Source organism: Actinacidiphila yeochonensis CN732, assembly GCF_000745345.1.
Taxonomy (GTDB): Bacteria; Actinomycetota; Actinomycetes; order Streptomycetales; family Streptomycetaceae; genus Actinacidiphila; species Actinacidiphila yeochonensis.
The window spans coordinates 975,556-995,299 of sequence record NZ_JQNR01000003.1; the positions used below are offsets into that span (position 1 = coordinate 975,556).

General features: G+C 75.0%; 15 protein-coding genes and 1 pseudogene. 11 read left to right on the forward strand and 5 right to left on the reverse strand.

The window, feature by feature from the left end:
- Positions 1 to 5: 5 nt before the first annotated feature.
- From BS72_RS05660 to BS72_RS05700, 9 genes are all read left to right on the forward strand, one after another.
- Complete coding sequence (locus tag BS72_RS05660) at positions 6 to 941, forward strand: carbohydrate ABC transporter permease (RefSeq protein WP_078901034.1); 936 nt, start codon at positions 6 to 8, stop codon at positions 939 to 941.
- Entirely contained in the window at positions 938 to 2,215 is a 1,278-nt protein-coding gene (locus BS72_RS05665) for a 6-phospho-beta-glucosidase (RefSeq protein WP_037906891.1), read from the forward strand. Before BS72_RS05660 ends, BS72_RS05665 begins: the two co-directional genes overlap by 4 nt.
- A gap of 101 nt (positions 2,216 to 2,316) precedes the next feature.
- Complete coding sequence (locus BS72_RS05670) at positions 2,317 to 3,294, forward strand: N-acetylglucosamine kinase (RefSeq protein ID WP_037907787.1); 978 nt, start codon at positions 2,317 to 2,319, stop codon at positions 3,292 to 3,294.
- A 509-nt stretch (positions 3,295 to 3,803) separates the two neighbouring features.
- Entirely contained in the window at positions 3,804 to 5,225 is a 1,422-nt protein-coding gene (locus BS72_RS05675) for a hypothetical protein (protein ID WP_232792221.1), read from the forward strand.
- A gap of 62 nt (positions 5,226 to 5,287) precedes the next feature.
- Positions 5,288 to 6,391: a glutamate ABC transporter substrate-binding protein gene (locus BS72_RS05680; RefSeq protein ID WP_037906893.1), complete on the forward strand. Its 1,104-nt coding sequence runs from the start codon at positions 5,288 to 5,290 to the stop codon at positions 6,389 to 6,391.
- A 314-nt stretch (positions 6,392 to 6,705) separates the two neighbouring features.
- Positions 6,706 to 8,004 (forward strand): hypothetical protein, encoded by a 1,299-nt coding sequence (locus BS72_RS05685; protein ID WP_051950696.1) that lies wholly within the window; start codon positions 6,706 to 6,708, stop codon positions 8,002 to 8,004.
- A gap of 88 nt (positions 8,005 to 8,092) precedes the next feature.
- Positions 8,093 to 10,741: a serine/threonine-protein kinase gene (locus BS72_RS05690; protein WP_078901095.1), complete on the forward strand. Its 2,649-nt coding sequence runs from the start codon at positions 8,093 to 8,095 to the stop codon at positions 10,739 to 10,741.
- Between the two features lie 381 nt (positions 10,742 to 11,122).
- Positions 11,123 to 12,235 carry a PP2C family protein-serine/threonine phosphatase gene (locus BS72_RS05695; protein WP_322942112.1) on the forward strand — a complete coding sequence of 371 codons (1,113 nt, stop codon included), beginning with the start codon at positions 11,123 to 11,125 and terminating at the stop codon, positions 12,233 to 12,235.
- A 69-nt stretch (positions 12,236 to 12,304) separates the two neighbouring features.
- Positions 12,305 to 13,627, forward strand: coding sequence for a vWA domain-containing protein (locus BS72_RS05700; protein WP_037906896.1), 1,323 nt, complete (start codon positions 12,305 to 12,307; stop codon positions 13,625 to 13,627).
- Positions 13,628 to 13,780: 153 nt separating this feature from the next.
- On the opposite strand, the gene BS72_RS39750 is transcribed toward BS72_RS05700, so the two are convergent.
- On the reverse strand, positions 13,781 to 13,936 hold the full coding sequence (locus BS72_RS39750) for a hypothetical protein (protein ID WP_407638925.1): 156 nt from the start codon (positions 13,934 to 13,936) through the stop codon (positions 13,781 to 13,783).
- Positions 13,937 to 14,341: 405 nt separating this feature from the next.
- Between BS72_RS39750 and BS72_RS39755 the strand changes: the two are divergent.
- A pseudogene (locus tag BS72_RS39755) lies at positions 14,342 to 14,719 on the forward strand (FHA domain-containing protein); the annotation flags it as partial.
- Between the two features lie 12 nt (positions 14,720 to 14,731).
- Here the strand turns inward: BS72_RS39755 and BS72_RS05710 are convergent.
- The gene (locus BS72_RS05710) at positions 14,732 to 15,808 is read right to left on the reverse strand and encodes a methyltransferase domain-containing protein (RefSeq protein ID WP_063835970.1); all 1,077 of its coding nucleotides are present in this window, start codon (positions 15,806 to 15,808) and stop codon (positions 14,732 to 14,734) included.
- A 152-nt stretch (positions 15,809 to 15,960) separates the two neighbouring features.
- On the opposite strand from BS72_RS05710, the gene BS72_RS05715 reads away from it, so the two are divergent.
- Positions 15,961 to 16,365 carry a globin gene (locus tag BS72_RS05715; RefSeq protein WP_037906898.1) on the forward strand — a complete coding sequence of 135 codons (405 nt, stop codon included), beginning with the start codon at positions 15,961 to 15,963 and terminating at the stop codon, positions 16,363 to 16,365.
- Between the two features lie 165 nt (positions 16,366 to 16,530).
- Here the strand turns inward: BS72_RS05715 and BS72_RS05720 are convergent, their stop codons facing one another.
- The 3 genes from BS72_RS05720 to ettA are packed head-to-tail and all read right to left on the reverse strand — an operon-like array spanning position 16,531 to position 19,339.
- Positions 16,531 to 17,256 carry a hypothetical protein gene (locus BS72_RS05720; protein ID WP_232792222.1) on the reverse strand — a complete coding sequence of 242 codons (726 nt, stop codon included), beginning with the start codon at positions 17,254 to 17,256 and terminating at the stop codon, positions 16,531 to 16,533.
- A complete protein-coding gene (locus tag BS72_RS05725) occupies positions 17,253 to 17,675 on the reverse strand; it encodes an acyl-CoA thioesterase (RefSeq protein WP_037906900.1) in 423 nt (140 codons plus the stop codon). Before BS72_RS05725 ends, BS72_RS05720 begins: the two co-directional genes overlap by 4 nt.
- Positions 17,675 to 19,339, reverse strand: coding sequence for an energy-dependent translational throttle protein EttA (gene ettA, locus BS72_RS05730; protein ID WP_037906903.1), 1,665 nt, complete (start codon positions 19,337 to 19,339; stop codon positions 17,675 to 17,677). Before ettA ends, BS72_RS05725 begins: the two co-directional genes overlap by 1 nt.
- Between the last annotated feature and the right edge of the window lie 405 nt (positions 19,340 to 19,744).

A 19,744-nucleotide genomic window follows, 5' to 3' on the forward strand; every position in this document is an offset into this window, starting at 1 on the left:
TCCCCATGACCCATGCCACGCTCGACCCCGGCGCCCCCGACCTGCCCGGCGCCCCGTCCCGGACCGCCTCCCGGACCGGCACGGCCGCCGGCACCCGCGCCCGGCGCGCCGCCCGCCGCCGGGCCGCCCTGGAGTGGACGGCCGTGCACTCCCTCGGCATCGCCGCCGCCGCGTTCTTCGTGCTGCCGTTCGTCTTCGTCCTGCTCACCGCGGTGATGAGCGACCAGCAGGCGCTCACCCGCTCACTGTGGCCGCACCCCTTCGTGTGGTCCAACTTCCGCACCGTGTGGGACACCCCGGGATTCCTCACCTGGTGGCGCAACACCCTGGTCTACTCCGTCGTCGGCACCGTGCTCACCGTGGTGTCGTCGCTGCCGGTGGCGTACGCGCTGGCCAAGTTCCGCTTCCGCGGCCGGAACACCGTCATGGTGCTGGTCATCTCGACGATGATGCTGCCGCCGCAGGTGGTGATCATCCCCATGTACCTGTTCTGGGCCAAGCAGCTGCACCTGGACGGCACGCTGTGGCCGCTGCTGGTGCCGCTGGCGTTCGGCGACGCGTTCAGCATCTTCCTGCTGCGGCAGTTCCTGCTCACCGTCCCCCGCGAGTACACCGAGGCGGCCCGCGTCGACGGGTGCGGCGAACTGCGCACCCTGCTGCGGGTGGTGGTGCCGATGATCCGTCCGGCCATCGCCGCCGTCGCCCTCTTCCAGTTCTTCGCCTGCTGGAACGACTACTTCGGACCGCAGATCTACACCAGCTCCAACCCGGCCGCCTGGACGCTCAGTTACGGCCTGGAGTCCTTCAAGGGCGCCCACCACACCAACTGGAACCTCACCATGGCGGCCACCGTTCTCGTCATGGCGCCGGTGATCATGGTGTTCTTCTTCGCACAGAAAGCCTTCATCGAAGGTGTGACCCTGACAGGAGTCAAGGGATGAAACTGGCAGTCGTGGGCGGCGGGTCCACGTACACGCCCGAGCTCGTCGACGGATTCGCCCGGCTGCGGGACAGCCTTCCGGTCGAGGAGCTGGTGCTGGTCGACCCGGCGGCGGACCGGCTGGAACTGGTCGGCGGCCTGGCCCGGCGCATCCTGGCCAGGCAGGGCCACCCCGGGAAGGTCACCACCACCTCCGACCTGGTGGCCGGTGTGGAGGGCGCCGACGCCGTACTGCTCCAGCTGCGGGTGGGCGGGCAGGCGGCCCGGCTCCAGGACGAGACGTGGCCGCTGGAGTGCGGCTGCGTCGGACAGGAGACCACCGGCGCGGGCGGCCTGGCCAAGGCGATGCGCACCGTCCCGGTGGTACTCGACATCGCCGAGCAGGTGCGCCGGCACGCCCCCGGCGCCTGGATCATCGACTTCACCAACCCGGTCGGCATCGTCACCCGGGCGCTGCTCCAGGCCGGCCACCGCGCGGTCGGGCTGTGCAACGTGGCCATCGGCTTCCAGCGCAAGTTCGCCCGGCTGCTGGACGTCGAACCCGAGCAGGTCCACCTCGACCACGTGGGCCTCAACCACCTCACCTGGGAGCGGGCGGTGCGGCTCGGCGGCCCGGACGGCGCGGACGTGCTGCCCAGGCTGCTGGCCGAGCACGGCGACGCCATCGCCGACGACCTGCACCTGCCCCGCCCGGTCCTGGACCGGCTCGGCGTCGTCCCCTCCTACTACCTGCGCTACTTCTACGCGCACGACGCCGTGGTGGAGGAGATGCGCACCAAGCCGTCCCGCGCCGCCGAGGTGGCCGCGATGGAGAAGCGGCTGCTGGAGATGTACGCCGACCCGGCGCTGGACGAGAAGCCGGAGCTGCTGGCCAAGCGCGGCGGCGCCTTCTACTCCGAGGCGGCCGTGGCGCTGGCCGCCTCGCTGCTGCGCCCGGCGGCCGTGCCGGACGGCGGCCGGATACAGGTCGTCAACACGTACAACAACGGCACCCTGCCGTTCCTGCCGGACGACGCGGTGGTGGAGGTGCAGGCGGCCGTCGACGGCTCCGGCGCCGTCCCGCTTCCGGTGCCACCGCTGGACCCGCTCTACGCCGGGCTGGTGGCGCACACCACCGCCTACGAGGACCTCGCCCTGGAAGCGGCGCTGCGCGGCGGCCGGGACCGGGTCTTCGCCGCCCTGCTGGCCCACCCGCTGGTCGGCCAGTACGCGCAGGCCGAGGCGCTGACCGACCGGCTGGTCGCCCACAACCGGGAGCACTTCGCGTGGGCGTGAACTCCCCCGGGGACCCCCAGGCCCCCCGGCCCGACGGATCGGACGGGTCCGGCAGGCCGGGCAGGTCCGACGCCGACCCCGAGCCGCTCGTCCGCGGCGGCGTGCTGGCCGTCGACGCGGGCAACAGCAAGACCGACGTGGCGCTGGTCGCCGCCGACGGCCGGGTGCTGGGCAGCGCCCGCGGCGGCGGCTTCCAGCCGCCCGTCGTGGGCGTCGCGGCGGCTGTCGACGCCGTCGCCGAGGCGGTGGAGCGCGCCGCAGCGGCGGCCGGCCTGCCGCCGGCCCGGGAACGCGGCGGCCGACCGCTGGCCGCGCACGTGTCGGCGTGCCTGGCCAACGCGGACCTGCCGGTCGAGGAACGCGAGCTGGAGCAGGCCGTGCACGCGCGCGGCTGGTCGTCCAGCACCGCCGTGGCCAACGACACCTTCGCGATACTGCGGGCCGGCGTGGACGCGCCGCGGGGCGTGGCCGTGGTCTGCGGGGCCGGCATCAACTGCGTCGGCCTGCTGCCGGACGGGCGCACCGCCCGCTTCCCGGCGATCGGCAGGCTGTCGGGCGACTGGGGCGGCGGGGGCGGCCTCGCCGAGGAGGCGCTGTGGTTCGCCGCCCGCGCGGAGGACGGGCGCGGCGCCCCCACCGAGCTGGCCCGGACGCTGCCGGCGCACTTCGGGCTGGACTCGATGTACGCGCTCATCGAGGCGCTGCACCTGGGACATGTCCCCGGCGGCCGCCGGCTCGAACTGGCTCCGGTGCTCTTCGCGACAGCCGCCGCGGGCGACCCGGTCGCCCGCTCCGTGGTGGACCGGCAGGCCGAGGAGATCGTCGCCCTCGCCTCGGTCGCGCTGCGCCGGCTGGACCTGCTGGACGAGGAGGCCGACGTGGTGCTCGGCGGCGGGGTGCTGGCCGCGCGCCACCCGCAGCTGATGGACGGGATCGACACGCTGCTGGCGGCCGTCGCGCCCAAGGCCCGCACCCGGGTCATCGCCGCGCCGCCGATCCTGGGCGCCGCGCTGCTCGGCCTGGACCGGACGGCCTCGCCGCCGGAGGCGCACGCCGCGCTGCGGGCGCACTACGCCTGATCCCGGACCGCCCGGCCGGGTCCGGTCAGCCGGGGGGCCGTCCGAACGGGCGGCCCCCACCAGGACCGGGCCGGACCATCCCGGGCCACGACCACCGGCAACGGTGCCCGGCGGCGGGATCGGATGGCATCGGAGGACATCGAAGCCTGACCTTCCGTGTTCGGAAAGTCGTTGCACGCACCGCCCGTTCCTCCGTCAGAATGGCCTGCGGGCAGCCGCCTTCGTCAAGCCGAGCCGATCCGCGTCAAGCCGAGCCAATCCGCGTCAACCCGCTTCAATCCGTCTCCGTCCGCGTCAGTCCGCGTCGTCCGTCGCCGAAGCTCCTCAGAGGTCGGCGGAGTTCGGCGGAGGACGGCGGAGTTCGGCGGAGTTCGGCGGAGTTCGGCGATCACGGCACGGAAGGCGCGGAACGGTCTCTAGGGGGAACCGCCGGACCAACCGGGGCGTGTGCACAGGTGGGCAGCGGCAGCCATACTGCTGGGTAGCCGACCGCTTCGTGGGGAGGACGCGTGACGCAGACGCCGGTGGGACACGTGCCCGTCCCGGCCGGGGAGGCCCCGGGTACGGCGGGTGGCGGGCCGGATTCCGGGCACCTGCGGCGGGCAGCGGCGGCACACCTGCGGTCCCTGCGCGCCGGGGCCGCCACCGAGCCGGGCCGGCTGCGCGTCGTCGGCGCCGTCCTGGCGCTGCTGATCGTCGCGTTCGGCGCGGTCACGGCCTGGCAGGTGGCCGACCGGCAGGCCGCGGCGGGCAACGTCCTGGACCACAGCGCCCCGCTGAGCGCCAACGCCGCCGCGATCTACCGCTCCCTCGCCGACGCCGACGCCACCGTCGCCGACGGCTTCCTGGCCGGCGGGCAGGAGCCGGCCGACGTCGTCGACAAGTACCAGGACGACGTCACCACCGCCGCCAGGCTGATCGCCGAGGCCGCCGCGAACAGCGCCGGCTCCCCTCAGGCCCGCGCCCAGATCAATACCCTCAGCAGCCAACTGCCCGCCTACACGCAGCTGGTGGCGACCGCCCGCGCCTACAACCGGCTGGGCCTGCCGCTGGGCGGCGCGTACCTGCGCTACGCCGACCAGCGGATGCGCCAGGACGGCGGCCTGCTGGACGCCGCCAGCCGGCTCTACACGGCGGAGAACGCCCGGCTCGGCTCCGACTACACCGACGCCAAGGACCTGCCCTACGCCTCCTGGGCGCTGGGCGTGGCCACGCTGGCCGCCCTGGCGTGGGCGCAGCGCCGCCACTACCGCCGTACCAACCGGGTCTTCAACCGCGGCCTGCTCTCGGCCAGCGCGGCCACCGCGGTGGTGCTGCTGTGGCTGGCGGCCGCGCACACCGTGGCCCGTACCGACCTGGAGGACTCCGCCGCGCACGGCGCACGGTCGACGCGGGTGCTCGACAACGCCCAGATCGTGCTGCTGCAGGCCCGCGGCGACGAGAACCTGGCACTGGTGGCGCGCGGCGTGGACACCTCCTACGACACCCGCTTCACCACCGCCATGACCACGCTGGCCGGCCCGGAGAACGGCCCTCTCGGCGGTGAGTTGGCACAGGCCCTGAAGCTGGCGGACGACCCGCGCGGCAAGGCCCCCGTCCTGGCCGCCGCCGACGCCGTCGCCCAGTGGCGCGTCCGGCACGCGGCCGAGCTCCGGCTGGACGGCGAGGGCCGGTACGACGAGGCCGTCAGCAAGGTGATCGGCGGCAAGGACGCCCAGGGCGAGGACATCGCGTCGACCAAGCAGAACTTCCAGGCCGCGGACAACGCCCTGGACTCGGCGATCCGCCAGGAGCAGGGGGAGTTCCAGGCGGCGGCCTCCGACGGCCGCGACGCGCTGGACCTGCTCCCCTACGGCGCCGGCGGGCTGGCCCTGGCCGCGGCGGCCTGCGCCGTGCTGGGGATCGGCCGCCGGCTGGCGGAGTACCGGTGAGCGCCGCACGGAGCGGCGGACCGCCCGCCGCACGGCGGAGGCCCGAGGACGGGAGGAGAACGATGGCTGAACGGACCGGCCGGGCCCGGCGCCGCCCGCTGCGGCCGGCGGGCCCGCGCGGCTGGGGCGGGGTGACCGCCATGGCGGCGGCGTGCGCCCTCGCGCTGGCCGCCCTCGTCTGGCCGCTCGACTCCGGCGCGGCGGCCCGCCCGGGCGCCACGGCTCCGGCCCCCGGCTCGATCCCGCCGGTGACGGCGGCGACGGCGTCGACGGCTGCTCCGTCCGGAGCGGTCCGCGCCGAGCCGGCCGCGAGCCCCTCGCCGGGGCCCGACGGCACGTACGTCCTGCCGGACCAGCAGGGCTGCGACCCCTCGTACCCCAGCCTCGACCCGGCCGGCGGTACGACCGACGGCCCGGCGGTCGAGAAGATCAGACGGGCCGGCCTGCTGACCGTCGGCGTGGACCAGAGCAGCTACCTGTGGGGGTTCCGCGACCCCATCACCGGTCAACTCGCCGGCTTCGACATCGACATCGTCCGGGCGATCGCGAAGGACATCCTCGGCGACCCGGACAAGGTGCGGTACGTCGTGGTGTCGACCAAGGGACGGCAGAGCGCGGTCGCGGACCACGAGGTGGACATGGTGGTCCGCACGACCACCATCGACTGCCAGCGTGTCCGGCAGATGGCCTTCTCCACCCCGTACTTCGAGGCCGGCCAGCAGGTGCTCACGCCCAAGAACTCCGGCATCACCGGCTTCAACGACACCCTCAGGGGCCGTACCGTCTGCGTCGCCAACGGCTCCACCGCGCAGGAGCTGATCGGGAAGGACCGGCAGGGCGCGCGCGTCATCACCGTCGACAACCAGCTCGACTGCCTCGTCCGCGTCCAACTCGGCCAGGCCGACGCCGTGATCACCGACGACGCGCTCGCCGCCGGCCAGGCCGCCCAGGACCCGGCCGTCCACCTGGTCGGCCACCGACTGACCACGGAGACGTACGGCGTGGCCATGAACCTCGACGCGCCGGATCTGGTACGCAGGGTCAACCAGGTGCTGGCCGCGTACTGTTCGGGCGGCGCCCAGAGCGCCTGGGAGAAGTCCTACGCCAAGTGGCTGGCCCCGCACCTGCCCGAGTCCGAGGAGCCGCCGAAGCCGACGTACAAGTGAGGGGCTGTCCTCCCCAGCGGCGCGGCCCCGGGCGGGCGCACCACCGGGCGGCGGAGGTGGGACGCGGTCAAGGGCCTGTCGCGGCTGTCTGGGACTGTAGGGGCCAGCAGGGACCAACGGAGATCGGCAGGCATCGTCAGGCACAGGTAGGCACAGGTAGGCGTCGGCCGGAAGCGGTCGCCGTCGGTGAGTGTCGGTTGGCGTCGGCCGGTACCAGTCGGCACGAGTCGGCACCAGTCGGCACCAGTTGGTATCGGTCGGAAGCAGTCGGAAGCAGTCGGGGACGCGGGCAACGCGACGGGAAAGAGGGTGTGATGGCGCTCGCTGGAGCCTCCGGACCGGTGATGGGCCGGGAGGACGTGGACCGCGCCCTGGAACGGCTCGGCGTCGAGCACGAGGCCGTCGAGTCCTCCCTGCTCGCCCTCCAGGACCACTCCGGGCGGCGGCTGCTGGAGGGCGCCGAGCTGACCGGCGTGACCCGGGAGCGCTGGGAGCGCACGGACTCCGCCATCACCGCGCTCTGGGAGCACTTCGACGTCCTCACCGAAACGCTGGAGACCGCGCGGCGGCTGCGCGGGCGGCGCCGCTGGCCGACCCAGACCGACCTGTCCGCGCTCACCGCCCTGCTGCGCGGCGACGGGGTCACCGTGCCCGGCCGGCCCGTCCCGGACGGCGAGCGGTCGCTGACCGCCCCTCCGGCCGGGCACGGCGAGGCGACGAGCCTGCGGGAGCTGCTGCGGCGGATGAACGCCTGGTACACGCAGGCCATGGAGACGGTGGCGGCGGCCGACTCCGTCTGGTCCGCGCTGCCCGCCCGGATAGACCTGCTGAGCGCCGAGGTGGGGCGGGTGCGCTCGCTGGCCCACTCCGTCGGAGTGCGCCCCGGCAGCCACCCGTCCGGCGACGACCTGGAGCAACTGGTCGCCGAGCTGACCGAGTTGCGCGGCCGTACCGTCTCCGACCCGCTGGCCTTCTGGCGCTCCGCCCCGCCGCCGGCCGGCCCGGACACCACGCGGTACGAGGACGCCGGCCGCCGGCTGGAGGACATCCGCCGCGAGGTGGAGGCGGTGCTGCACGTACGCGACGACGCCGAGCACCGGCTCAAGCGGCTGCGGGACGTGCTCTCCCGGGCGGACCGCACCCTGACGGAGGCGCGCAGCGCACGGGTGGAGGTGCTGTCGAAGATCCTCGCCTCGGACGTGCCCGCGGTCAGCGGCGCCGCCACCGCGCTGCACGAACAGCTGGCTGCCGCGGAGGAGTTCACCAGGTCCGCGCAGTGGCACCGGCTCTCGCCGCTGCTCGACGGGCTGGAACGGCACGCCGACGAGGAGCTGCTGCGGGCCCGCGACTCGCTCACCGCGGTGACGGCGCCGCTGGCGATCCGGGCCGAGCTGCGCGGCCGGCTCGACGCGTACCGGGCCAAGGTGGCCCGGCTGGGCCTGGCCGAGGACCCGCTGCTGATCGAGCGCCACGACCAGGCGCGCCGGCTGCTGTGGAGCGCGCCCTGCGACCTGGGCGCGGCCGAACGGGCCGTGCAGCGCTACCAGCAGGCCGTCGCCGAGTCCGGCACACAGGGCGCACAGGGCGCCCCCGCCGACCGGGGGCCGCGGTGAGGGCGCGGACGACGGCCCGCGCCGGGCGGGAGAGGGGGAGCGCGTGACCGAGTGCCGGCGTCCCGACTGCGGCGGGACGATCGAGGACATGGGCGGCGGGCAACTGTACTGCGACACCTGCGGGATGGCCCCGCTGCCGGCCGCGCCGCCGGGGGTGCCGACGGGCCTGCCGGCCGGTCTCCCGACGAACGTGCCGACGGGTCCGACACCGGGTGTGCCGCCGGGTCTGCCATCGGGCGTACCCGCCCTGCCCGCCCTGCCCTTCCCGCCCGCCCCCAACGCCCCGGACCTGGCCACGGTGCCGGCCGCCCGCGCGGCGGCCGAGCCGGAGCGCTCCTCGTCGTCCTCCTCGTCCCGTTCCACGCGCTCCTCCGGCTCCACCTCGCGGGCGTCGAGGCGCTCGGTCTCCGGCCGGCTGCCGCAGGGCCCCGGCGGTCCGGGCGCCGGGCGGACGGTGTCCGTGCGCAGCACCCGTGGCGGCAACAGCGGCCAGACCCGCGGCAAGCTCGGCGCCGGCCTGGTGACCGTCCCACCGATCCCGCGCCCCGACCCGGCCGCGGCGGTGCTGGCCGATCCGGAGGTGCCCGAGCGGAAGCGGTTCTGCAGCCGCGGCGAGTGCGGTGCCCCGGTGGGCCGCAGCCGCGGCGGCCGGCCGGGCCGCACCGAGGGCTACTGCACCAAGTGCGGCCACCCGTACTCGTTCACCCCGAAGCTGCGCCGCGGCGACGTGGTGCACGGGCAGTACGTGGTGGAGGGCTGCCTGGCCCACGGCGGCCTGGGCTGGATCTACCTGGCCGTGGACCGGGCCGTCTCCGACCGGTGGGTGGTCCTCAAGGGCCTGCTGGACACCGGCGACGAGGACGCGCTGGCCGCCGCGGTCTCCGAACGGCGCTTCCTCGCCGAGATCGAGCACCCCAACATCGTGCGAATCTACAACTTCGTCGAGCACCTGGACCACCGCACCGGCACACTCGACGGCTACATCGTGATGGCGTACGTGGGCGGCAAGTCGCTCAAGGAGATCGCCAACGAGCGCCGCACCCCCGACGGCCGGCGCGAACCGCTGCCGGTCGCCCAGGCCATCGCCTTCGCCCTGGAGGCACTGGACGCGCTGGGCCACCTGCACAGCCGCAACCTGCTCTACTGCGACTTCAAGGTCGACAACGCCATCCAGACCGGGGACCGGCTGGAGCTGATCGACATGGGCGCGGTGCGGCGGATGGACGACGGGGAGTCGGCCATCTTCGGCACCACCGGCTACCAGGCGCCCGAGGTCGCCGAGGTCGGCCCGTCCGTCGCCTCCGACCTGTACACGGTGGCCCGGACCCTGGCGGTGCTCACCTTCGACTTCCAGGGCTACACCAACGTCTTCGCCGACAGCCTGCCCGACCCGGACCGAATCGAGGTCTTCCAGCGGTACGAGTCGTTCTACCGGCTGCTGGTGCGGGCCACCGACCCGGACCCGGAGCAGCGGTTCGGCTCGGCCGCGGAGATGTCCGAGCAACTGCTGGGCGTGCTGCGGGAGATCGTCGCGATGGAGTCGGGCACCCCGCGCCCGGCGCTGTCCACGCTGTACGGGCCGGAGTTGCGGGTGGTGGACACCGGACTGGTGCCGCCGGTGGACGGCGACACGTCGGTACTGGGCGCCCGACGGCCGCAGCGGCACGGGCGTTCGGGGCAGGCCGCGCTGGCCGGACAGGACGGACAGGACGCGCTGGCCGGGCAGGTCGGGCTGAGGGCGGCGGTGTTCCCGCTTCCGAACGCGTCGGGCGCGTCGGGCGCGTCGTCGCCGGGGAGCGGGGGAGCCGTCGTCTCCCGGCTGGACACGGCCGCGGCGGCGCTGGCCCTGCCGGTGCCGCACGTCGACCCGCGCGACCCCAACGCCGGCTTTCTGGCCGGGCTTTCGGCGGCCGCGCCCGGGGAGGTGCTCGCCGCGCTCCAGGCGGCGCCGCAGGACTCGGTGGAGTGGCGGCTGCGGGAGCTGCGGGCGCGGCTGGAGTTGGACGATCCGGCCGGCGCCCAGCGTGTCCTGCAGACACTGGCCGACGACGACCTGGAGGATTGGCGGGTGGTCTGGTACCGGGGGCTCGCCGCGCTGTGCGCCGGAGACGACGCGACGGCCGCGCTGGCCTTCGACGCCGTGTACGACGCGTTCCCCGGCGAGCCGGCGCCGAAGCTCGCGCTCGGGATCTGCGCGGAGGCGCTCGGCCAGCTCGACAACGCCGCCGAGTACTACGGCCTGGTGTGGACCACCGACCAGTCGTACGTCAGCGCCGCGTTCGGCCTGGCCCGGGTGCTGCTGAGGTCCGCGGACCGGGCCGGGGCGGTGCGCGCCCTGGAGTCGGTGCCGGAGTCCTCCTCGCACCACACCGCGGCCCGGGTCGCCGCGGTCCGGGCCCGGCTGCGGGGCCGGCCGCCGCACGAACCGCTGCTGGCCGACCTGCGCGCCGCCGCCCGCCAGGTGGAGGCCCTCCGACGGCAGGGCCTGGACGCCGACCGGAGCGAGCGGCTGGCCACCGAGGTGTACGGCAGCGCCCTGGACTGGGTGCTGGCCGGACGGTCCGGCGACCCCGGCGGCGCCCCGGCGCCGCTGCTCGGCGCCGGACTCGACGAGCGCGGGCTGCGGTTCGGCCTGGAGCGCTCCTACCGGGTGCTCGCCAGGCTCGCCAGCCAGGGCGGTACGAGGATCGAACTGGTGGAGCGGGCCAACCGTTTCCGCCCCCGGACGTGGGTGTGACCGATGCCGCCTCTGCCCGATTCCGCGCGCTCAGCCCCCTCAGCGCCCCACGCGCCTCCCGTGCCCGCCGCCGCGGTCGCGCGGTGCCCGGGGTGCGGCGAGCCGCACGACCCCGACGACCGCTTCTGCGGCAACTGCGGGACCGGCCTGGCCGCGGCGGGCCGCGCGCCGGCGCCGGGCGGGAACGCCGTGCCCGCTGAGGGTCCCGTTCCGGGGGCCGCGTCCGCTGGCGCCACGTCCGCTGGGGCCGCCGTAGGGCGGTCGGCCGAGCCGCCCGCCACGGCACCCGGGTCTGCCCCGGGCCAGGGCCCGGCGGCCACCGACGCGTACCCGCTCGCAGGGCCGCCGAAGCCGGCCGGCGACGCCACCCTGCCGCTTGGCGTGCCCACCCCGCCACCGGAACCCGCCTCGCCGGGCGCCGCACCGGCCGCGCCCGCCGACCCGGAGGCCGCCGGCCCGGTGTGCGTGGCCTGCGGCGTCGGCGGGGTGGACGCCGACGGCTACTGCGAGCGCTGCGGCCACGCCCAGCCGCGACCGCGGGACCACCAGGAGGAGGAGCTGCCGGGCGTGGCGGCGGTCAGCGACCGCGGGCTGCGCCACCACCGCAACGAGGACGCGTTCGCGGTGGCCGCAGCGCCGCTGCCCGACGGCACCCGCGCGGTGGCGGCGGTGGTCTGCGACGGGGTGTCCAGCGCCTACCGGCCCGACGACGCCTCGGCCGCCGCCGCGGTGGCGGGCAGCAGGGCGCTGATCGGCGCCCTGGAAGCCGGCACGGACGCGCGGGAGGCGATGCGCGCCGCCCTGCTGGCCGCCTTCGACGCCGTGGCCGCGCTCGCCGAGGAGGAGCGGCCCGGGCAGCCGCCGCCGCGCAACGCCCCGGCCTGCACCTGCGTCAGCGCCGTGGTCACCGGGTCGGTCTTCACCGTCGGGTGGATCGGCGACAGCCGCGTGTACTGGGTACCCGACGACCGCGCCACCCCGCCGGCCCGGCTGACCGAGGACGACTCGTGGGCGGCGCGGATGATCGCCGCCGGGCTGATGAGCGAGGCGGAGGCGTACGCGGACGAACGGGCGCACGCGATCACCGGATGGCTGGGCGCCGACGCCGTCGAGGTGGACCCGCACGTGGCCGCGTTCCAGCCGGAGGGGCCGGGCGTGGTCGTGGTGTGCACCGACGGGCTGTGGAACTACGCGGAGTCCGCCGACGAGATGGCCGGCGCGGTCCCCCCCGACGCCCGGGCCCGCCCGCTGGCGGCCGCCCGCGCCCTGCTAGGGACCGCCCTGGACGGCGGCGGCCACGACAACGTCACGGTCGCGGTCCTGCCGTTCCCGACCGGAGCGGCCGGAGCGACCGGACCGGCCGGAGCGACCGGACCGGCCGGAGCGACCGGACCGGCCGGAGCGGCCGGAGCGGCCGGAGCGGCCGGAGCGGCCGGAGCAACCGTGGACAGCACGCCGGGAAGCGCGCGGACACCCTCCCCCACCGTCCAGTAGTCGCCTAGTTTCCGCCGCGGGCGCGCCCAGGGGAGTGGCGGGCCGGCGGTGACAAGGAGCCCAGGAGCGATGCCGAGTCTTTCCAAGTCGAACGTGCCGCGGTTCTCGGTCGACGTCTACCACAACGAGTACCTGCCGGAGGGCGGCGGCGAGGTCAACGCGGTCGTCACCGTGACCGCGACCGGTGAGGGCACCTCCGGCGGCCGGCCGCTGGACGGCGGCGCCTCGGCGGGGGTGGTCCTCATGGTGGACTGCTCCGGTTCGATGGAGTACCCGCCGGCGAAGATGCGCAACGCCCGCGAGGCCACCGCCGCCGCGATCGACACGCTGCGCGACGGCGTGGCCTTCGCGGTCGTGGCCGGCAGCCACGAGGCCCGCGAGGTCTACCCGGCCGACGGCGGCCTGGCGATGGCCGGCCCGGAGACCCGCGCCCAGGCCAGGCGGGCGCTGCGCCGGCTCACCTCGGGCGGCGGCACCGCGATCGGCACCTGGCTGCGGCTGGCCGACCGGCTGCTGTCCGCCTCGGGGGTGTCCATACGGCACGGCATCCTCCTCACCGACGGCCGCAACGAGCACGAGAGCCCGGAGGACCTGCGGCAGGCGCTGGCCGACTGCGCCGGACGGCTGACCTGCGACGCGCGCGGGGTCGGCACCGACTGGGAGGTGGCGGAGCTGACCCAGATCGCGTCGGCGCTGCTCGGCTCGGTGGACATCGTCGCCGACCCCTCCGGGCTGGCCGCGGACTTCCGGTCGATGATGGCGGACGCGATGGGCAAGGAGGTCGCCGACGTGGCGCTGCGGCTGTGGACGCCGCAGGGCTCGGAGATCGCCTTCGTGAAGCAGGTCGCCCCGGTGCTGGAGGACCTGTCCGCCCGCCGCGCGCAGGCCGGTCCGCGGGCCGGCGACTACCCGACCGGTTCGTGGGGCGACGAGTCCCGCGACTACCACGTGTGCGTGCGGGTGCCGCCGGCCGCGGTCGGCCAGGAGATGCTGGCCGCGCGGGTGTCGCTGGTGCTGCCGCGGCCGGACGGCACCGTCGAGACGCTGGGCCAGGGCCTGGTGCGGGCGGTGTGGACCGACGACATGGCCGCCTCCACCCGGATCAGCCCGCAGGTCGCCCACTACACCGGGCAGGCCGAGCTGGCCCAGGCCATCCAGCAGGGCCTGGAGGCGCGGCGGGCCGGCGACCAGGACGGCGCCACCGCCAAGCTGGGCCGCGCGGTGCAGCTGGCCAGCGCCTCCGGCAACGAGGACACCGCCAGGCTGCTGGCGCGCGTGGTGGACGTGGTGGACGCGGCCAGCGGTACGGTGCGGCTGAAGCAACGGGTCGCCGACGCCGACGAGATGACCCTGAACACGCGGTCGACGAAGACCGTCCGCGTGAAGAAGTAGCCCGCGGGCAGACGCTGTCCGCGGGCCACCGAGCTGACGCCCCAGTGGCGGGTCGGGAGCCCAAGCCATGCCGGTCTGTGTGAACGGCCATCAGACGAGCGCCGCCGACTGGTGCGATGTCTGCGGTATCCGGATCGCGGCGCCGCCGGCGGCCTACGGGTCGCGTCCGGCGTCCGCGGCGTCGTCGTCCTCGGCCTCGCCGGCCTCCGCGCCGCCGGCCTCGCCCTCCCCGCCGGGGTTCGAGGGCGGCCCGCCGGCGTACGGGAGCGGCCCGGACGAGATCGGCGAGCTGTGCCCGGCGTGCGGCACCCCGCGCGAGGGCGGGGAGCTGTTCTGCGAGGAGTGCCGCCACGACTTCCGCGCCGCCGCCGGACCGGGCCCCTGCCGCCGGCCGCGCCGGCGTTCCCGCCGTACCGGCGCTACGGTTCGCAGCCGTCGCGGCCCTCGCAGGTCCACCGGGCGGCCGAGCCGCTGCCGTCGGAGTCGGTCACCGTGACCTCGGGTTCGGGTTCGGGGTCCGGTTCGGGATCGGGGTCGGGCTCGGGGTCCGGGTCGGCTTCGGGCTCGGGTGACTTCCTGCTGGACCCGCCGTCCGGTCCGGTGGTGCCGCGGCAGGACGGCGCCGGGGCGGGCGGCACCGACGTCGAGGACCCTGCCGGGGGGACCGCGCAGACGGCGGACCGGGCCGCCGCGTGGGTGGCGGTGGTCGCGGCGGACCGCGCGTACTTCACCGCGATGATGGCCCGCAGCGGGCCCGAGGCGCACGGGCTGTACTTCCCGTCCTACTCCCCGGAGCGGGAGGTGCCGCTGCGGGGCCGCCAGGTCACCATCGGCCGTCGCCGGCACACCACCGGGGCGGTGCCCGACATCGACCTCTCACGGGCCCCGGAGGACCCGGGCGTCTCGCACGAGCACGCGGTGCTGGTCCAGCAGCCGGACGGCAGCTGGTCGGTGGTGGACAAGGAGTCGACCAACGGCACCACCGTCAACCTCGCCGAGGACCCGATCCAGCCCTACACCCCGGTCCCGCTCGCGGAGGGCGACCGGGTGCACGTGGGGGCGTGGACCACCATCACCGTCAGGCGGGCGTGAGGCCGGCCGGGGTCAGCGGTACGTGCCGGGCCGGCGGTACCGGCCCCTCACCGCGCCCGGCCCGCCCGGTGCGTCTGGTGCGCCTGGTGCGGTGAGGGGCCAGGTCCGGGGGCCGTCGGGACGGTCGCGCCAGATCCACTGGCGGGGTCCGTCGACGCTCAGGCCGTAGCGGGTGCGGTCGGCGCGGGCACCGGCGTCGAAGGGCGCCGTGGCGGCACCGGCGCCGCCACCGCGCAGCGGCACGAAGTAGGCGGGCGTGTCCAGGAAGCGCCCCTCGGCGCAGCCGGGACCCGCCACCCGCAGCAGCACCAGGCCGGTGGCGACCGGGGCCAGCACCAGGCCGCCGGGGGCGCACTGCTCCAGCCAGGCCGGCGGCACGGACGGCAGCTCGCAGGTGGCCATGATCCGGTCGTAGGGGGCGTTGGGCGGCCAGCCGAGAGCCCCGTCCCCGGTGACCACGGCCACCGAGCGGGCCTGCGGTGTGCCGTAGGCGTCGAGGTGGGCGCGGGCGGCGGAGGTGATCTCCGGTTCCAGGTCGATCGTGGTGACGGTGCCGGGCCCGAGGCGGTGCGCCAGCAGCGCCGCGTTGTAGCCGGTGCCCGCGCCGATCTCCAGCACCCGCTGGCCCTCCCGCACCTCCAGCGCCTCGCACATCAGCGCCATCAGCGAGGGCTGGCTGCTGGAGGAGACCAGCTCGCCGCCGACCACGCGGGTGGCGATCGGCCGGTCCGCGTACGCCTCAGCCAGCAGCCGGGCGCGGCGCCCCCACCACCCGCCCGCGTGCGCCTCGTACGGGTCGGGCCCGGGGGCGAGGTGGGCGCCGGGTTCGAGGTCCTCGCGGAACTCCTCGCCGGACTCCTCAAGGCCGAACTCCTCGCCAGGCTCCTCGCCGGACTCCTCAAGCGTGTCCTCGGAAGGGGCCTCGGAGGATGCCACGAACAGGTGCCGCGGCACGTCGGCGAAGGCCGCCCGCCAGGCCGGGTCGGAGAGTCCGCCGTTGGCCGCTATCCGCTCCACCATCCGGGCTCGCAGCGTCCGCGCCGCGGCGCCCTCCCGCGCCCGCCGACTCTGGTGTGCGAACCCGGCCATGCCTCCATCGTCCCTCGCATCCGCCGCCCGCGCCGCTCCCGTCCCGCCTCCACAGGGCTACCGGCGGGGACGGGCGGTGCCATGCCGAGCGCCTCAGCGGAGCGGGAACTAGGACCGGCGTCCTCGGCCGCCGCGTCTGCGACCATGGAGGGGTGAACGAGATCCGGCAGGGCGAACTCCAACAGCAGACGTTCTACGACCGCGTCGGCGGCGAGGAAACCTTCCGTCGGCTGGTGCACCGCTTCTACGAGGGCGTCGCGGACGATCCCGAGCTGCGCGCCATGTACCCGGAGGAGGACCTCGGCCCCGCCGAGGAGCGGCTGCTGCTCTTCCTCATGCAGTACTGGGGCGGTCCGCGTACCTACAGCGACTCGCGCGGCCACCCCCGGCTGCGCATGCGGCACGCGCCGTTCGCCGTGAACCGGGCCGCGCACGACGCCTGGCTGCGGCACATGCGCGCCGCCGTCGACGATCTGGAGCTGCCCGCCGAGCAGGAGAAGGAGCTGTGGGACTACCTGACCTACGCCGCCGCCTCCATGGTCAACACCCCGGGCTGACGTCCGCCCGGGGCCCGCGGACCGCTGCCCGGCAGCGGACGGGACGGCGGTCCGGGGCACGGTCGCGCCCGCGGAGCTGACGCACCCGCGCCGTGCCCCAGGGCCGGGCCTCCGCGCCGGGTCCCCGCCGGTCCGGGCCAGGGGCCGGGACCGGCGGAGCGCGGCTCACAGCGGGGAGACCAGCAGTCCCCTTCCGGCCGAGGCGGCGCGCATCGCCACCGACCCGTACCCGGTGCGCAGCCGCAGCCACGCGCCGGCGGCCAGGACGACCACCGGCTCGTCGGCCGCCTCACCTGAGCGCCGGGCCGGCAGGAAGCCGAGCGCGTGGGCCGCGTGCACGGCCCGCAGCGTCATGCCGACGCCGCCGCCGGGCAGCGACCGCTGCCACAGCTCCTCGGCCAGGGCGTCGAACTCGGCCCGGCTGCGGCGCTCGGGTACCAGCGCCTCCGTCCGGGCGCGGAACTCCGCCACCACCCGCGCCGCCACCTCGCGCACCGTGGCGGCGTCCAGCTCCGCGAGCCGGCGCCACCCGCCGCGCGGCGGCAGCACTCCGGCCCAGGCCGGACCGGTCACCGACGGCGGCAGAGTGAACTCCCGCTCCTCGCGGGCGTCCACGGCGGCCGAGACGGCCTCCAGCAGCTGCCCGACCGAAACGGTCGCGTCCACGTCCGCGCGGAGCGCCGACTCGGCCAGCGGCAGGCTCTTGACAGCGACGACCCCACCGAACGGCGGCTGGCCGAAGACGCCCAGCGCCGGATCGTCCACGGCCGAACGCAGCCGCACCACCGCGGCCTTGTCCCACCGCACCAGCCGCCCGAGGAACGCGGCCAGATCCGCCTCGACGGCCGCGGCCCCGCCCGGCCCCGGCGCGAGGGCCAGCCGCGCGCTCACGCGACCACGGTTCCGTCGTCCCGGTACCGCTCCAGGAACGCCTTCTCCTCCGCGGTGATCCGCCGCGGCCGCTCCTCGGCCAGGTTGTAGGGCACGACGACCGTGGACGCGCGGGCGTACACCCGCTCGCCGTCCCGCACCTCGTACCGCAAGGTCATCGAGGCCGCGGTGATGTCGCTCACCCACGTCTCGATGGCCACCGGCGTGTGGCGGTGGACCAGCGGACGCAGGTAGTCGATCTCGTGGCGGGCCACCACGGACCCGCCGGAGAACGTCGCGCCTCCCTCCTGCGAGCCCAGGCGGAACATGAGGTCGATCCGCGCCTCCTCCAGGTACCGCAGGAAGGCGACGTTGTTGACGTGCCCGTAGGCGTCCATGTCCGCCCACCGCAGCGGGCAGGGGAAGACGTGCCGCGCCATCAGCCGCGGGTCAGCTTCTTGTAGCTGGCGCGGTGCGGACGGGCCGCGTCCGGGCCGAGCCGCTCCACCTTGTTCTTCTCGTAGGACTCGAAGTTGCCCTCGAACCAGAACCACTTCGACTCACCCTCGTACGCGAGGATGTGCGTGGCCACCCGGTCCAGGAACCAGCGGTCGTGGGAGACGACCACGGCCGCGCCGGGGAACTCCAGCAGCGCGTTCTCCAGCGAGGAGAGCGTCTCGACGTCCAGGTCGTTGGTCGGCTCGTCCAGGAGCAGCAGGTTGCCGCCCTGCTTGAGGGTCAGCGCCAGGTTCAGCCGGTTGCGCTCACCGCCGGAGAGCACCCCGGCCGGCTTCTGCTGGTCCGGGCCCTTGAAGCCGAACGCGGACACGTACGCCCGCGACGGCATCTCCACCTGGCCCACGTTGATGTAGTCCAGGCCGTCGGAGACGACCTCCCACAGCGTCTTCTTCGGGTCGATGTTGGCACGGCCCTGGTCGACGTAGGAGACCTTCACCGTCTCACCGACCTTGATGCTGCCGGAGTCGGGCTCCTCGAAGCCCTGCAGCATCTTGAACAGCGTGGTCTTGCCCGCGCCGTTCGGGCCGATGACGCCCACGATGCCGTTGCGCGGCAGGGTGAACGACAGGCCGTCGATCAGCACCTTCTCGCCGAACGCCTTGTGCAGGTCGTCGACCTCGATGACGACCGAGCCCAGCCGCGGGCCCGGCGGGATCTGGATCTCCTCGAAGTCCAGCTTCCGCATCTTGTCCGCCTCGGCCGCCATCTCCTCATAGCGGGCCAGTCGCGCCTTGGACTTCGCCTGCCGGCCCTTGGCGTTGGAGCGGACCCACTCCAGCTCCTCCTTCAGCCGCTTCTGGCGCTTGGCGTCCTTCGCGCCCTCGACCTTGAGCCTGGACGCCTTGTTCTCCAGGTAGGTCGAGTAGTTGCCCTCGTAGGGCAGCGCGCGGCCGCGGTCCAGCTCCAGGATCCACTGCGCCACGTTGTCCAGGAAGTACCGGTCGTGGGTGACGGCGACGACGGTGCCCGGGTACTTCGCCAGGTGCTGCTCCAGCCACTGCACGGACTCCGCGTCCAGGTGGTTGGTCGGCTCGTCCAGCAGCAGGAGGTCGGGGGCCTCCAGCAGCAGCTTGCAGAGCGCCACCCGGCGCTTCTCGCCGCCGGAGAGGTTGGTGACCGGCCAGTCGCCAGGCGGGCAGCCCAGCGCGTCCATCGCCTGCTCCAGCTGGGCGTCCAGATCCCAGGCGTCGGCGTGGTCCAGCTGCTCCTGGAGCTTGCCCATCTCGTCCAGCAGCGCGTCGGAGTAGTCCGTGGCCATCTGCTCGGCGATCTCGTTGAAGCGGTCCAGCTTCGCCTTGGTCTCCGCGACGCCGTCCTGGACGTTCTCCAGCACCGTCTTGGACTCGTCCAGCGGCGGCTCCTGGAGGAGCATCCCCACGGTGTACCCGGGGCTCAGGAACGCGTCGCCGTTCGAGGGCTGCTCCAGCCCGGCCATGATCTTCAGCACGGTGGACTTACCGGCACCGTTCGGCCCGACCACACCGATCTTCGCTCCCGGCAGGAAGCTCAGCGTCACGTCATCCAGGATGACCTTGTCGCCGTGCGCCTTGCGCGTTTTGCGCATCGTGTAGATGTACTCAGCCAAGAGAAACCGTCCGGCAATCGAGATGGGCCATTGTGCGGCTCCGCCGCGTGAGGGCAGATACACCCCATCTTGCCAGCCGTCCAGCCCCGGGGGCGAACGGGTAGGTCGGCCGCTTCTCCCCCTTTCGCCGACGCGCGGCCGAACGGCTCGGCGCCCTCGGTCGTCTGTCCAATAGGTCCTCCTTGATCAACACGTCACACGCCACCGCGCCTGCACACCACCACGTGTGCACGCCACCCACGCCTGCACACCACCACGCATGCATGCCTGCACGTCTGCACGCCTGCACGCCTGCACGCCTGCACGCGAGACCAGCACGTCACGGCCGCGGGAGACGGCCCCGGGTCGGCCCGCCTGGCCCGGATCGTGTCGTCGGACGACGCCACCACGTCCTCGGTGCGGCCC